Here is a 14,188-nt window from a genome sequence, read left to right on the forward strand (position 1 = left end):
CTGAACCGTTCCCTCGCGCGACCGCCGCGGATACGCTGGCGCCGGGAGGCATCATGACCGACGACGCACGTGATCCCGAACTGGATGCGGCCATCGACCGCGCCCTGCAGTCCGCCGGTCTCCGGCCGGGCGACGCGACGACGACCGCGGCGCTCATCGTCGTCGACGACGAGACCCCGACCGTCGACGCCCCCGGCGGGCTCGACCTCGACGGCGACTGACCTAGACGCCCGGCGTCGCGTGCAGGTCCTGCGCGAGCATCACGATGATGCCGCTCGGCCCGCGCAGGTAGGTGAGCCGGTAGTGGTCCCCGTACTGCGCCACCCCGCGCAGCGGGTGGCACCCATGCTGCGCGGCGATCGCGAGCGCCGCGTCGATGTCGTCGACCGCGAGCGCGACCCGGTGCATGCCGATATCGTTCGGCCGCGCCGGCGGCACCTCGTTCGCACCCGGAGGGTCGAGGTACTCGAACAGTTCGATGCGGCCGCTCTCGTCGGGGGTGTCGAGCATCGCGATCCGCGCGTGATTGCCGTCGAGCCCCACGGCGGTGTCTGCCCACTCGCCGCTCACCGTGTCCTCGCCGACGAGGAGCATCCCGAGGTCGGTGAAGAACGCCACCGCCTCGTCGAGATCGCGCACCGCGATACCGACGTTGACGAACGAGATCGCCATCAGGATGCGGCCCGGGCGGCGCGCTTGTCGGCCTGGTACGCGCGGAGCGCCTCATACCGGTCGGCCGAGCGGGCGCGGCGCTTCGCGGCCTCCTCGTCGCGGTCCTTCGGCGGGGCGGGCGAGACGAGCCCGTCGAGGAGCGCCCGGGTCGCCCGCGCGATCTCGTCGACGGCACGGTCGAACACCGCCTGGTTCGCCTTCGACGGCTTCGTCGACCCCGAGATCTTGCGCACGAACTGGAGCGCGGCGTCGCGGCACTCTTCGTCGGTGGCGGGCGGGGCGAGGTTGTTCAGCGGCACGATGTTCCGGCACATGCGGTCAGGCTAGGCCGCCGCAGGGCCCGTTCCAAGGGGTGCCTCATGCGCACCGAGCCCCAGGGCGATCGCCTCCGCGATGACCCCCCGCACACCGCCGCGGGCGTGCGCGGCGCGCTGCCGTGCCGCGCCCGACCCGCGCGCAAGGATCCGCGCCACCCCCGCATGCGCCCGTGCCCGTTCCGCGTCGTCCGTGAACCCGCTCGCCGCGTGCCGCAGCAGCACATCGACGGCGTCCGCGGCGGGCACGATGCGTCCGGTGTCCGGATGCAGCAGGTCGCCCTCGACGCCCCACCGGCTCGCGCGCCAGCTCGCCGCGCGCAGGATCGCGGACGGCATGGCCGACGGTGCGACCCCGGCACGCCAATCTGCCGCTGCCCGCGTCACGAGCGCGCGCACGAGCAGGCCGATCGTGACCGCATCCTGCGCCTCGAGGCACACATCGGCGATCCGCACCTCGACGGTGGGCACGTGGCTCGACAGCCGGGCGTCGAAGTAGACCATCCCCTCGTCCATGGTCACGCCGCCCGCGATGAGGGCGTCGACCGCGGCACGGTAGGCCTCGGCGGTGCCGAAGAGCTCCGTCGGCCCGGTCGTCTGCCACCGCCACCACAGCTGCTGGCGGTAGCTCGCGAACGACGTGTCGTGTCCGCCCCAGAACGGCGAGTTCGCGCTCAGCGCGAGGATCAGCGGCAGCCACGGGCGGATGCGGTCGAGCACCCCGACCCCCTCGTCCGGCGAGGCGATCGCCACATGCACGTGACAGCCGCCGGTGAGCTGCTCGTCGAGCACGACACCGAACGGGTCCTGCATGGCGAGGAAGCGCGAGGTCTCGACCAGGTGCGTGCGGCAGACCATGGGCGGGGTGGCGAGCGGCACCGCCCGGGCGCCGACGGCACGGGCCGCGGCGTCCGCGATGCGCCGAGCCTCGTCGATCGCCGTCGCGAGCTCCGTGTGGTGGCTGACGGGCGGGGTCGCCACCTCGATCTGCTCCTGCTTGAGCTCGTGCCGCAGCCACGCCCCATCGGCACCGGCCGCGGCGAGCGCCTCGGCGATCAGCGGAACGGGTTCGAAGGTCGCCCTGTCGACGAGCAGCAGCTCCTCCTCGACCCCCATCGTGCGTGGCGTGCGCATCGACCTGTCACCCCCTCGTGGACGTGCCGTCAGGCTAGGACGCCGGCATCCGGTCCGGAAGGGGTTGCGCCGTCACGCGACCCCGAGGTCGCGGGCGATGAGCAGCAGCTGTACCTCGTTCGTGCCCTCGCCGATCTCGAGGATCTTCGAGTCGCGGAAGTGCCGCGCGACCGGGTACTCGTTCATGAACCCGTTGCCGCCGAAGATCTGCGTGGCGTCGCGGGCGTTGTCCATCGCCGCGTCGCTCGCGGTGAGCTTCGCCATCGCGGCCTCGACCTTGAACGGCTTGCCGGCGTCGCGCAGGCGCGCCGCGTGGTGCCAGGCGAGACGGGCGACGTGCACGCGCTGCCGCATCCGCGCGAGGAGGAACTGCATGCTCTGGCGGGTCGACAGCGGCTCGCCGAACACGGTCCGCTTCCCGGCGTAGTCCACCGCCGCCTCGAGACACCCCTCTGCGGCGCCGGTCGCGAGCGCGGCGATCGCGATGCGGCCCTCGTCGAGGATGTGCAGGAAGTTCGCGAACCCCCGCCCGCGCTGCCCGAGCAGGTTCTCCTCCGGCACGCGGGCGTCCTGGAACGTGAGCGGATGCGTGTCGGAGGCGTGCCAGCCGACCTTGTCGTAGGCGGGCTCCACCGTGAAGCCGGGGGTGCCGTTCGGCACGATGATCGTCGAGATCTCGTTCCGGTCGCCGGTGCGGCCGGTCACGGCGGTGACGGTGACGAACCGGGTGATGCCGGTGCCGGAGTTCGTGATGAACTGCTTCGACCCGTTGACCACCCACTCCCCGTCGCGGAGGTCCGCCGTGGTGCGGGTGGCACCCGCATCCGATCCCGCCTCCGGCTCGGTGAGCCCGAACCCGGCGAGCGCACGCCCGGCGAGCAGGTCGGGCAGCAGCTGTTCCTTCTGCGCGTCGGTGCCGAACCGGAACACCGGCATCGCGCCGAGGCTCACCCCCGCTTCGAGGGTGATCGCGATCGACTGGTCGACGCGGGCGAGCCCCTCGATGGCGAGGCCGAGGGCGAAGTAGTCGCCGCCCTGCCCGCCGTACTGCTCCGGGAACGGCAGGCCGAACAGGCCCATCTCCCCCATCTGCGCGACGACGTCGAGCGGCAGGGTCTTCGTGCGGTCGGCCTCGTACGCCTTCGGGGCCACGACCTCGTCGGCGAACTCGCGCACCATCCCTGCGAGCTCGGTCTCCTCGTCGGTGAGGGCGTAGTCGGATGTGTAACCGGTCATGCCTGTGCCTCTTTCTGTCGTGCCTCGTGGGCGAGGGTGCGCCGCGCCTGGCGCAGCACGGGTTCGTCGACCATGCGGCCGTGGAAGCGGAAGACGCCCGGTTCCCCGGCGGCGGCGTCGAGCACCGCACGGGCGTCGGCGACCTGCTCCGCGGTGGGCGCGTAGGCCTCGCGGATGACGGCGACCTGCCGGGGGTGGATGCAGACGGATGCGGCGAAGCCAGACGCCGCGGCGTCCTCGGCCTCGGCGCGCAGCCCGTCGATGTCGTCGATGTCGAGGTGCACGGCGTCCCAGGCGACCGCGCCGGCGGCACCCGCCGCGATGAGGACGCGGGCGCGGGCGTAGCGGGCGACGTCGCGGTACCGCCCGTCGGGGAACCTGCTCGAGGTGCCGCTGAGGCTCGCGACGAGGTCCTCGGCGCCCCACATGAGCGCGTCGACCGCCGGGTGGCGGGCGAGCTCCGCCGCGCGTTCGACGCCCGCGGCAGTCTCGCAGAGCGCGACGACCCGGAGCCCCGCCTGGTGGAGCGCGTCGCACTGCGCCGGGTCCTCGGCCTTCGCGAGCATGACCGTGCGGAACCCGGTGTCGGCGAGCGCCGCGAGGTCGGCGTCGTGGTCGGCGGTGCCGGCCGGGTTCACCCGCACGATCGTCCGGGCGGGGTCGAGCCCGGCGCCGGCGAGGTTCGCCCGCGCGGCCGGCTTGTCGGCCGGGGCGACGGCATCCTCGAGGTCGAGGATCACCGCATCCGCGGCGGCGGCCGCCTTCGCGTACCGGTCGGGCCGGTCGGCGGGGCAGAAGAGGATCGCGGGGCCGAGGTCGATCATGACGCCTCCGGGGAGACGAGCATGAGGGTGGCCCTCGTGGCGGTGGCGACGACCGTGCCGTCCTGGTTGCGCATCGTGTGCGCGAACTCGACGATCCCCTGCCCGGGCCGCGACGACGACACCCGCTTCGACGCGATCCGGGTCTCGGCGTACAGCGTGTCCCCCACCCGCACGGGCGCGGGGAACGAGACTTCGGAGAACCCGAGGTTCGCGACGATGGTGCCCTGGGTCAGCTGCGAGACGGAGAGCCCGACCATCGTGGAGAGCGTGAACATGCTGTTCACGAGCCGCTCGCCGAACTCCGTCTCGGCCGACCACGCCGCATCCAGGTGCAGGGACTGCGTGTTCATGGTGAGCGTGGTGAACAGCACGTTGTCGGCCTCGGTGACCGTGCGCCCGGGTGCGTGCACGTAGACCGCGCCCTCGACGAGTTCGTCGAAGTACAGGCCCCGCTGGACGATGCGTTCGTTCATGCCGCGTGCTCCTCTGCGTTGTCGGCGACGATGACGGCGAGGCGTTCGCCGCGTGCGACGGTGGCCCCGGTGCGGGTGTGGAGCGAGACGGTGCCGGCGACGGCGGAGCGGATGACGTGCTCCATCTTCATCGCCTCGACCACCACGATCGGGTCGCCCGCCGCCACCCGGTCACCGTCGGCCACATGCGTGAGCACGACCGTGCCCGGCATGGGCGAGGTGAGCGTCGGGTCGGTGTCGGCCTCGCCCTCGGCGCCGAACGCCGGGCGGGCGAGCGTGTGCCGGAGCACCGCACCGTCGCGGAGGAGCTCGACCGTGTCATGCCCGATCCAGGCCGGGAACGTGCGCCCCGCGCCGTCGATCGCCACGTGCGCGATGCCGTCGGCGAACGAGACGGATGCGGCGACCGGCCCGTCCGGTCCGAGCACGCGGAGCGCGTCGCCCCGGCCGAGGAGCCGCACCGGCTCGTCCGCGCCGGCGAAGCGGTAGGCGCGCACAGCGGGTGCGCCGAGGCGCCACCCGTCGCCGCGCGCCCACGGGCCTTCACCGCGCGTGGCCGCGGCCTCGAGGAGCAGCGCGGCCTCCTGCCGGCTGCGGTCGTCGGGGGCGGCGAAGCGGATGCGGTCGAGTTCGCGGGCGATGAGTCCGGTGTCGAGGTCGCCCGCGATCACGGCGGGCACCTGCAGGAGCACCCGGAGGAACTCCACGTTCGTCGGGAACCCGAACACGGCGGTGTCATCGAGCGCCGCGACCATGCGGCGGCGGGCCTCCTCCCGGTCGGCGCCGTGCGTGATGAGCTTCGCGAGCATCGGGTCGTAGTCGGTGGAGACGACCAGGCCGTCCTCGATCGCGGTGTCGACGCGGATGCCGGTGCCCGCGGGGTGCCGCACGTGCTCGACGAGCCCGCCCGTCGGGAGGAACCCGGCCGCAGGGTCCTCCGCGTAGAGGCGCACCTCAATGCTGTGTCCGCGCAGCGCCACGTCGTCCTGGGTCAGTGCGAGCGGCTCCCCCGCGGCGATCCGCAGCTGCTGCTCGACGAGGTCGACGCCCGTCACCTCCTCGGTCACCGGGTGCTCGACCTGCAGGCGCGTGTTCATCTCCATGAAGAAGAACTCGTCCGGGCGGTCGGCGGCGACGATGAACTCGACCGTGCCGGCGCCGCGGTACCCGACGCTCCGGGCGGTCTCGCAGGCGGCCTCACCGATGCGGGCGCGGGTCGCCGCATCCAGCAGGGGCGACGGCGCCTCCTCGATGACCTTCTGATGCCGCCGCTGCAGCGAGCACTCGCGTTCGCCGAGGTGGATCGTGGTGCCCGCCGCATCGGCGAGCACCTGCACCTCGATGTGCCGGGGCGACGAGATGTAGCGCTCGAGGAACAGCGTGTCGTCGCCGAACCCGGCGGCCGCCTCGCGCCGGGCCGCGCCGATCGCGGCGGCGAGGTCCGCCTCGCGCTCGACGACGTGCATGCCCTTGCCGCCGCCGCCCGCCGACGGCTTGATGAGGAGCGGGTACCCGACCTCGGCCGCGGCGGCGATGAGCTCCGCATCCGTCATCGCCGGGCGCGCGACGCCGGGGACGGTCGGCACACCGCGGCGCGAGACGGCGAGCTTCGCGGTGATCTTGTCGCCCATGGTGCGGATGGCGTCCGCATCCGGGCCGATGAACACGATCCCCGCGGCCGCGCACGCCTCGGCGAACGCGACGTTCTCGGCGAGGAACCCGTACCCGGGGTGGATCGCCTCGGCGCCGGTGGCCTGCGCGGCACGGATGACGCGGTCGATGTCGAGGTAGCTCTGCGCGGCGGGCGCGGGGCCGAGTCGTACAGCGGTGTCGGCGAGCCGCACGTGGCGGGCGTCCGCATCCGCGTCGCTGTAGACGGCGACCGACCGGATGCCGAGGCACCGGAGGGTGCGGATGATGCGGCAGGCGATCTCGCCGCGGTTGGCGATGAGCACGGTCTGGAACATGACACTCACATCCGGAAGACGCCATGGCCCGGCGCGTCGAAGGGGGCGCGCAGGCACACGTCGAGGGCCATGCCGACGACGTCGCGCGTCTGGGCGGGCTCGATGATGCCGTCGTCCCACAGGCGGGCGGTCGAGTAGTACGGACTCCCCTGCTGCTCGTACTGTTCGCGGATCGGCGCCTCGAACGCGGCCTGCTCGGCCGCGCTCCATTCGCCGCCCTTCGCCTCGATCTGGTCACGCCGGACGGTCGAGAGCACGGATGCGGCCTGGGGCCCGCCCATGACCGACACCCGAGCGCCCGGCCACAGCCAGAGAAACCGCGGCGAGTACGCACGGCCGCACATCGAATAGGTGCCGGCGCCGAACGAGCCGCCGACGACGACCGTGAGCTTCGGGACGGATGCGGTGGCGACGGCGTTGACCATCTTCGCGCCGTGCTTGGCGATCCCGCCCGCCTCGTACTCCCGTCCGACCATGAACCCGGTGATGTTCTGCAGGAACAGGAGCGGGATGCCGCGCTGGTCGCAGAGCTGGATGAAGTGGGCGCCCTTCAGCGCGGACTCGCCGAACAGGACGCCGTTGTTGGCGAGGATGCCGACGCGGCGGCCGTGCACCCGGGCGAACCCGGTGACGAGGGTCTCGCCGTACTCTCGCTTGAACTCGTGCCACGTGCCGCCGTCGACGACACGGTCGACGATCTCGCGGGCGTCGTACGGCGCGGTGAGCTCGACCGGCACGACCTCGGTGAGGGTCTCTGGGTCCGCCGCGGGTGGGACGACCGGCGCGGGTTCCTCCGGCAGCGGGCGCGCGGCCGGCAGCGTCGCGATGATGTCGCGGACGATCTGCAGCGCGTGCTCGTCGTTCTCGGCGAGGTGGTCGGTGACGCCGGAGACACGGGTGTGCACGGCCCCGCCGCCGAGGTCCTCCGCGCTCACGACCTCACCGGTCGCGGCCTTCACCAGCGGCGGCCCACCGAGGAAGATCGTGCCCTGGTTCCGCACGATCACCGTCTCGTCGCTCATCGCGGGCACGTAGGCGCCACCCGCCGTCGACGACCCCATGACAGCGGCGATCTGCGGGATGCCGTCGCGCGACATGCGAGCCTGGTTGTAGAAGATGCGGCCGAAATGGTCGCGGTCGGGGAACACCTCGTCCTGCATGGGGAGGAACGCGCCGCCGGAGTCGACGAGGTACACGCACGGCAGCCGGTTCTCGGCCGCGATCTCCTGCGCCCGCAGGTGCTTCTTCACCGTCATCGGGAAGTACGTGCCGCCCTTGACGGTCGCGTCGTTCGCGACGACCATCACGTGCCGCCCGTGCACGAGCCCGATCCCCGCGATGACGCCGGCGGCGGGCGCGTCGCCGCCGTACATCCCGTAGGCGGCGAGCGGCGCCACCTCGAGGAACGGGCTGCCGCGGTCCAGGAGCGCGTCGACGCGGTCGCGGGCGAGCAGCTTGCCGCGCGCGACGTGCTTCTCCCGCGCGGGCGCCGGCCCCCCCGCTTCGACCAGGGCGCGCCGCTCCCGCAGCTGCTCGACCAGGTCGGCGTACGTCGTCGTCTCCACCGCCACCATCCACTTCGATGAATGCTCAGTAACCGAAATCAGGTTAGCGACCGTTCACCGGAAGATGCAAGGAGCAGTTCGTTCGCCCTAGGATGAGCGGGACGACGGGAGGACGCATGACCGCGACCTGGCGGGCGACGCAGAAGGCGCAGCGCAGGGCCGAACTCATGACGGCCGCGGCCGCGCTCTTCGCGGCACGCGGGTTCGCCGCCGTCTCGACCGGCGACCTCGGCGAGGCGGTCGGCATCAGCGGCCCGGCGCTGTACAAGCACTTCGCGAGCAAGGACGCCCTGCTGGAGGAACTCCTCGCCGACACGTCCGAACGACTCCTCGACGGCGCCCGGCAGCTCACCGCCGAGATCGACGACCCACGACGGCTCCTCGAGGCGCTCATCGGGTTCCACGTGGACTTCGCCCTCAGCGAGCCCGACATCATCCGCATCCAGGACCGGGAGCTCACCGCGCTTCCGGATGCCGCGAACCGCCGCATCCGCGCGCTCCAGCGCGCCTACGTGCAGGCGTGGGACGCGCCGCTCGCCGAGCTGAACCCCGGAATGCGGGCGGACGAGCGCCGCACGCTGCTGCACGCGCTGTTCGGGTTGCTCAACTCCACGCCGCACAGCGCGGGGACGAGCCGCAAGCGGACGGCCGCTGTCCTCACCGCGGCGGCCGAGGCGGTGCTGTTCGCCTCGGCGGTCGCCGTCCCGTAGCGAGCAGGCCATGGCGCACCGGGCCATACGCACCGCGGCGCGTCCGCGCAAGGGGCGTCCGCCGCAGCCCGCCGCGTGCCACAGTGACCGTGGCCGCGCACACCGACCCTGGGCACGGCCGCCGCGATCATGACCGAACCGTTCACGACCGATGCACCCGACGTCGGCGACCTCGTCGCCGAGCGATACCGGCTGCACTCCCTGCTCGGGCAGGGCGGCATGGCGCGGGTCTACCTCGCCACCGACGAGCACCTCGACCGCGACGTCGCGATCAAGCTTTTCCGCGCCGGCGCGGGCGACGACGACGACCTCGCACGTGCACGCTCCGAGATGCGGCTGCTGGCGTCGGTGAGCCACCCCGCCCTCGTCACACTGCACGACGCCGTGCTGCTCCCCGACGGGCCGCAGTTCCTTGTGATGGAGCACGTGCCGGGTGTCACGCTGCGCGAGCACATCGCCGCCGGCCCCCTGCCACCCCGCGAGGTCGCCGCCGCGGCGGCCGAACTCGCCGAGGGCCTCCACGTCGTGCACGCGGCGGGCGTGGTGCACCGCGACCTCAAGCCGTCGAACATCCTCACCTGGCCCTCGACGCTCCCCGACCGCGCGTTCCGGGTGAAGCTCGCCGACTTCGGCATCGCCTACCTCTCGGGCGCCACCCGGCTGACGACGCCGGGCACCCTCATCGGCACCGCCGCCTACCTCGCCCCGGAGCAGGCGCGCGGCGACGCGGTGACACCGGCGACCGACGTGTACGCCATGGGCCTGGTGCTCCTCGAGGCGCTCACCGGCGAGCGGGCGTTCCCCCAGCCGAGTGCGCCCGAGGCGGTCATGGCGCGGCTCAGCGGGCCTCCCCGCATCCCCGACACCGTTCCGGCCGCGTGGCGTACCCTCCTCGCCTCGATGACGGCGACCGACCCGGCGGAGCGGCCGAGCGCCATCGAGGTCGCCGCCGAGGCGGCGCGGCTCCCCCACGCACCGGCCGTCGGCGCCGCATCGGCACCTGTCGCCCTCGTCGACACCGCGCCGCTCGACCCGGCGCAGACCGTGGCCGCGCATCGCGTCCCGGTGCCGACCGCGGAGACCGTTCCCGTCGCGCCGGCGGACGATCAGGCCGGCCGGCCGCCCTCCGGGACGGACGCGTCGGAGCCCACCTCGACGGAGGTCCTGCCCCCAGTCCACCGCCGTTCCCGGAGGCCGCTCCTGGTCATCGGCAGCCTCGTGGCCACGGCCGTCGTCGCGGCAGGGATCGCCTGGGCCGCGCGGTCGCCGCGCCCGAGCGACGATGCGCCGCCGACCCTTCCCGCCGTCGAGGAGCCGCTCGGCGGACACCTCGACGACCTCATGGAGGCGGTGACACCGTGATCCCCGACGGATGGATGCAGGGGCTCCGGGCGGGCGCGCTCGCGACCGTGCTCACACTCGGGCTCGCAGGATGCGCCGGCGGTACCGACCTGAACACGTCCACCGCCGATCGGCTGCAGGACGAGGTGGCCACGATCGCCGAACTCGCCGCGGCGGGCGATCCCACGAACGCCCTCGCGACCGCAGACGCCCTGCAGACGCACCTCACCGCAGCCCTCGAGGCGGGGACGGTCAGCGCGGCGCGGGCCGACCGCATCCGGACCGCCCTCGACCTCGTGCGCCAGGACCTCGCCGCGCTGCTGCAGGCGGCGACCCCGGCGCCCGAGGCGACGGCACCGATCGTGGAACAGCCGACGGGCGATGATTCCGGTTCCGGGGATTCGGGCGACGATGATTCCGAGAATCCCGGTGGTGGGAACGAGAATCAGGGGCCGGGGAACAACAACGGGAACGGCCCGGGAAACAGCAATGGGAACGGTCCCGGGAACAACAACGGCAACGGGAAGGGAAAAGGAAAAGGGAACGGCGGGTGAGGACCGTTCCCTTTTCCTGAAGCGAGCTCAGTTCGCGGCGTCGTACGCCTCGAGAATGCTCGCGGGAATTCGACCGCGGTCCGAGACCGTGTGGCCGTTCTTCCGCGCCCATTCGCGGACGGCGGTCAGATCGTGCCCGTTGGACGCCGGCTTCGATGCCGCACGGGCCCGCGGTGCCGCTGCCGCCGCCGACACGACGCGACCGGCGTCGATGTAGGGCGCGAGCGCGTCGCGGAGCTTGTCCTGGTTCGCGTCGGAAAGGTCGATCTCGTAGCTCTTGCGATCGATCGAGAACACGACGGTGCCGCCTTCCCCTTCGGGAATGGGCGTGCCGTCGAGGTCGTCCACGAGTTGAACCGTGACCTTCTTTGCCATTGGTTCCTGCTTTCAGTTGGGGGTGCATTGGAATTCCGGCATTCGGGGGTCGGTATTCCGAAACCCAGAATAGTGGGAATTCCATGCAATTCCGCAACAACAAGCCGCAGGAAAAGCCCCGGGGCCTCACCCCCGATATCACCCGCCCGGATGAAAGGGCCGACTATTGCTCGGCGGACAGGAGTTCCCCGCCGGCGTGGGCGATCTCCGCAAGCGCCTTCGCGCTCGAATCCGGATGCACCCCGGCGATGAGGTCGGTGAGGATGCGGACGTGCCGGCCCGCCGCGATCGCGTCGAGGGCCGATGCCCGCACGCAGTAGTCCGTCGCGATCCCGGCGATGTCGATGTCGAGGATCCCGTGCTCGTCGAGCAGCTGAGTGGCGGTCCGCCCGTCGTCGCCGACACCCTCGAAGAGGGAGTAGGCGGGCTTGCCCTGCCCCTTCTTCAGGTGGTGCGTGACGCGTGCCGTGTCGAACCCGTCGTCGTACTCGGCGCCGGGTGTGCCGGCGACGCAGTGCACCGGCCAGGTGTCGATGAAGTCGGGCGCGTCCGAGAAGTGGCCGCCGTTGTCGTCGTCACCGTGATGCCAGTCCCGCGACGCGACGACGATCTCGTAGTCGTCCGCATGCGATGCCAGGAAGGCGGTGATGCGGCCTGCGACCGCGTCACCGCCTTCCACGCCGAGCGCACCGTGCTCGGTGAAGTCGTTCTGGACGTCGACGATGAACAGTGCTCTGGTCACGACTCCACGGTACGCCGACGTTCCGCCCGCGTGCGCGTGTCCGCAGCATCCGTGGATTCGGGGTCGTCCGGCATCCGCGAGAGCTTCGACGGCCACCAGATCTTCTTGCCGATGTCGTACGCGAGGGCGGGGACGAGCAGCGACCGGACGATGAAGGTGTCCAGCAGCACACCGAACGCCACGATGAACGCCAGCTGCGCGAGGAACAGGATCGGGATGACCCCGAGCGCTGCGAAGGTGGCCGCGAGCACGAGGCCCGCCGACGTGATGACCCCGCCGGTCGCCACGAGGCCGCGGAGGATGCCGCGGCGCGTGCCGTGCACGATCGACTCCTCCCGCACCCGCGTCATCAGGAAGATGTTGTAGTCGATGCCGAGCGCGACGAGGAAGACGAACCCGTAGAGCGGCACCGCGGGGTCCGCGCCGGGGAAGTCGAACACGTTGTTGAACACCAGCGCGCTCACGCCGAGCGCCGAGGCGAACGACACGATGACACTGAGGATCAGCAGCACCGGCGCGAGCACGGCGCGCAGCAGCAGCATCAGGATGATGAGGATCACCACGAGCACGATCGGGATGATGAGCGTGCGGTCGCGGATCGACGTGTCGTTGGTGTCGACGTCGGTCGCCGTCACGCCGCCCACGAGGGCGTTGCCCTCACCGAACGTCTCGTCGAGGTCCACGCGCAGCTGCCGCACGGTCTCCTCGGCCGCCGCGGAATCCGCCTCGTCCGAGAGGGTCGCGAGCAGCATGACGTCGCCGTCGCTGACGGTGGGCTTCGGGGCCTCGGTGCCGGGAGGACCGAACGCCGTGAGCACGACCGCGCCGTCCTCGATCGTCAGCGGCGCCTGGCCGCTCGGGGAGTCCTCGGAGAACACCGCGAGGCTGTCGATGCCGGCCTCGTCGTCGAGCAGGGTCGCCGCCTCGTCGAGGTCGCCCTCGGGGACGATGACGTAGGCGGGGCTGCCCGAGCCGCCCGGGAAGTGCTCGGCGAGCACGTTCTGGCCGTCGCGGGCGTCGGACTGCCCGAGCACGAGTTCGCTCGACGGGACGCCGTCGGCCTTCAGCTGCAGCACGCCCGCGGCGGCGACGAGCAGCACCACCGTGGAGACGATCCACACCGGGCGGGCATGGCGGGCGACGAACCGCGCCTGCTTCGCCCAGACGCCCTTGACCGGCTTCTCGAAGTCGTCCGGGATGCGGTTGCCGTCACCCTTGGGGATGAACGGCCAGAACGCGGCACGGCCGAAGATCGCGAGGAGTGCGGGGAGGAACGTGAGCGCCGAGAGCATGGCGAACACGATCCCGATCGAGGCGATCGGGCCGAGCGCACGGTTCGTCGCGAGGTCGGAGAGCAGGAGGCACAGGAGACCCGCGATGACGGTGCCGCCGGACGCGATGATCGGTTCGAACGCGCCCTTCCATGCCGTGAGCGCCGCGGGCCAGCGGCGCGCGCCGGTGCCGACGGCCTCCCGGAAGCGGGCGACGTACAGCAGTGCGTAGTCGGTCGCGGCACCGATGACGAGGATGAACAGGATGCCTTGCACCTGGCCGTTCAGCACGACGATGCCGGCCTTCGCGAGCCACCAGACCGTCAGGAGCGCGACGCAGAGCGCGAACACCGAGGTCATGAGCACGAGCAGTGGCAGGAGCGGTGACCGGTAGACGATGACGAGGATGACGAACACGGCGAGGAGCGCGACCCCGAGGAGCAGGCCGTCGATGCCGGTGAAGCCCTCGACGAGATCGGCGGTGAAGCCGGCGGGACCGGTCACCCATCCCTCGAGACCGGTGGGGAGCTCGTCGCCGAGCAGGGTCCGGACCTCCGCGACGATGTCGCCGATGTCGCCGGAGCTGTCGAGGGGCACGATGAGCTGCACCGCCTCGCCGTCCTCCGACGGCACGGGCGGCGAGATCTCGTCTGCGACGCCGTCGATCTCGACGAGGTCGTCGGCGACGGTCTGGATGTCCGCGAGCTGGTCCTCCGTGAGCTCGCCGTCACCGGCGATGACCACGATCGCGGGGATCGAGTCGCCCCCGGCGAAGTCGCTCAGGCGGTCCTGCACCTGGGTCGAGGCGGCGCTGTCGGGCAGGTAGGCCGAGGAGTCGTTGGTGGACACCTCGCTGACCTTGCCGAAGTACGGACCGCCGATCCCGCCTCCCACCAGCCAGATGAGCACGAGCAGCACGGGGATGCCGATACGCAGCCACCGGGTGGGCTGTCGATCGCGAGATCGTAGGTTCGTCATGTAGATAGCTTATCTAGCAATCTGCATGTTTG

At 71.9% G+C, this 14,188-nt stretch carries 15 protein-coding genes; 4 read left to right on the top strand and 11 right to left on the bottom strand.

What is annotated here, in order from left to right; genetic code table 11:
- The first annotated feature begins 53 nt into the window (after window positions 1-53).
- Window positions 54-221 carry a hypothetical protein gene (locus ACWAUO_RS00815; protein WP_460772267.1) on the top strand — a complete coding sequence of 56 codons (168 nt, stop codon included), beginning with the start codon at window positions 54-56 and terminating at the stop codon, window positions 219-221.
- Window position 222: 1 nt separating this feature from the next.
- Here ACWAUO_RS00815 and ACWAUO_RS00820 read toward each other — a convergent pair whose 3' ends face one another.
- The 8 genes from ACWAUO_RS00820 to ACWAUO_RS00855 all read right to left on the bottom strand — a co-directional run bounded on the left by ACWAUO_RS00820 (window position 223) and on the right by ACWAUO_RS00855 (window position 8,194).
- Complete coding sequence (locus ACWAUO_RS00820) at window positions 223-672, bottom strand: VOC family protein (RefSeq protein WP_460772269.1); 450 nt, start codon at window positions 670-672, stop codon at window positions 223-225.
- Entirely contained in the window at window positions 672-986 is a 315-nt protein-coding gene (locus ACWAUO_RS00825; protein WP_460772270.1) for a DUF2277 domain-containing protein, read from the bottom strand. Before ACWAUO_RS00825 ends, ACWAUO_RS00820 begins: the two co-directional genes overlap by 1 nt.
- A 9-nt stretch (window positions 987-995) precedes the next feature.
- Window positions 996-2,120: a carboxylate-amine ligase gene (locus ACWAUO_RS00830; RefSeq protein WP_460772272.1), complete on the bottom strand. Its 1,125-nt coding sequence runs from the start codon at window positions 2,118-2,120 to the stop codon at window positions 996-998.
- A gap of 72 nt (window positions 2,121-2,192) precedes the next feature.
- Window positions 2,193-3,356: an acyl-CoA dehydrogenase family protein gene (locus ACWAUO_RS00835; protein ID WP_460772273.1), complete on the bottom strand. Its 1,164-nt coding sequence runs from the start codon at window positions 3,354-3,356 to the stop codon at window positions 2,193-2,195.
- Window positions 3,353-4,180: an HpcH/HpaI aldolase/citrate lyase family protein gene (locus ACWAUO_RS00840; protein WP_460772275.1), complete on the bottom strand. Its 828-nt coding sequence runs from the start codon at window positions 4,178-4,180 to the stop codon at window positions 3,353-3,355. Before ACWAUO_RS00840 ends, ACWAUO_RS00835 begins: the two co-directional genes overlap by 4 nt.
- The gene (locus tag ACWAUO_RS00845; RefSeq protein WP_460772276.1) at window positions 4,177-4,653 is read right to left on the bottom strand and encodes a MaoC family dehydratase; all 477 of its coding nucleotides are present in this window, start codon (window positions 4,651-4,653) and stop codon (window positions 4,177-4,179) included. Before ACWAUO_RS00845 ends, ACWAUO_RS00840 begins: the two co-directional genes overlap by 4 nt.
- Window positions 4,650-6,620, bottom strand: coding sequence for an acetyl/propionyl/methylcrotonyl-CoA carboxylase subunit alpha (locus tag ACWAUO_RS00850; RefSeq protein ID WP_460772278.1), 1,971 nt, complete (start codon window positions 6,618-6,620; stop codon window positions 4,650-4,652). Before ACWAUO_RS00850 ends, ACWAUO_RS00845 begins: the two co-directional genes overlap by 4 nt.
- A gap of 5 nt (window positions 6,621-6,625) precedes the next feature.
- Window positions 6,626-8,194 (bottom strand): carboxyl transferase domain-containing protein, encoded by a 1,569-nt coding sequence (locus ACWAUO_RS00855; RefSeq protein WP_460772279.1) that lies wholly within the window; start codon window positions 8,192-8,194, stop codon window positions 6,626-6,628.
- Between the two features lie 107 nt (window positions 8,195-8,301).
- Here ACWAUO_RS00855 and ACWAUO_RS00860 point away from each other — a divergent pair, with 107 nt between their 5' ends.
- The 3 genes from ACWAUO_RS00860 (at window position 8,302) to ACWAUO_RS00870 (ending at window position 10,790) form a co-directional block, all read left to right on the top strand.
- Window positions 8,302-8,895, top strand: a complete 594-nt coding sequence (locus ACWAUO_RS00860) for a TetR/AcrR family transcriptional regulator (RefSeq protein WP_460772281.1) — start codon at window positions 8,302-8,304, stop codon at window positions 8,893-8,895.
- 129 nt (window positions 8,896-9,024) lie between these two features.
- Window positions 9,025-10,257, top strand: coding sequence for a serine/threonine-protein kinase (locus ACWAUO_RS00865; RefSeq protein WP_460772282.1), 1,233 nt, complete (start codon window positions 9,025-9,027; stop codon window positions 10,255-10,257).
- Window positions 10,254-10,790, top strand: a complete 537-nt coding sequence (locus ACWAUO_RS00870; RefSeq protein WP_460772284.1) for a hypothetical protein — start codon at window positions 10,254-10,256, stop codon at window positions 10,788-10,790. The genes ACWAUO_RS00865 and ACWAUO_RS00870 overlap by 4 nt, the downstream gene beginning before the upstream one ends.
- A gap of 27 nt (window positions 10,791-10,817) precedes the next feature.
- Here ACWAUO_RS00870 and ACWAUO_RS00875 read toward each other — a convergent pair whose 3' ends face one another.
- The 3 genes from ACWAUO_RS00875 to ACWAUO_RS00885 form a co-directional block, all read right to left on the bottom strand.
- Entirely contained in the window at window positions 10,818-11,165 is a 348-nt protein-coding gene (locus ACWAUO_RS00875) for a histone-like nucleoid-structuring protein Lsr2 (RefSeq protein ID WP_460772286.1), read from the bottom strand.
- Between the two features lie 163 nt (window positions 11,166-11,328).
- Window positions 11,329-11,907 (bottom strand): isochorismatase family protein, encoded by a 579-nt coding sequence (locus tag ACWAUO_RS00880; RefSeq protein ID WP_460772288.1) that lies wholly within the window; start codon window positions 11,905-11,907, stop codon window positions 11,329-11,331.
- Window positions 11,904-14,156 carry an MMPL family transporter gene (locus ACWAUO_RS00885; protein ID WP_460772289.1) on the bottom strand — a complete coding sequence of 751 codons (2,253 nt, stop codon included), beginning with the start codon at window positions 14,154-14,156 and terminating at the stop codon, window positions 11,904-11,906. Before ACWAUO_RS00885 ends, ACWAUO_RS00880 begins: the two co-directional genes overlap by 4 nt.
- Window positions 14,157-14,188 lie beyond the last annotated feature (32 nt).

The sequence above is a fragment of the Microbacterium sp. GXF7504 genome (genome assembly GCF_054798235.1).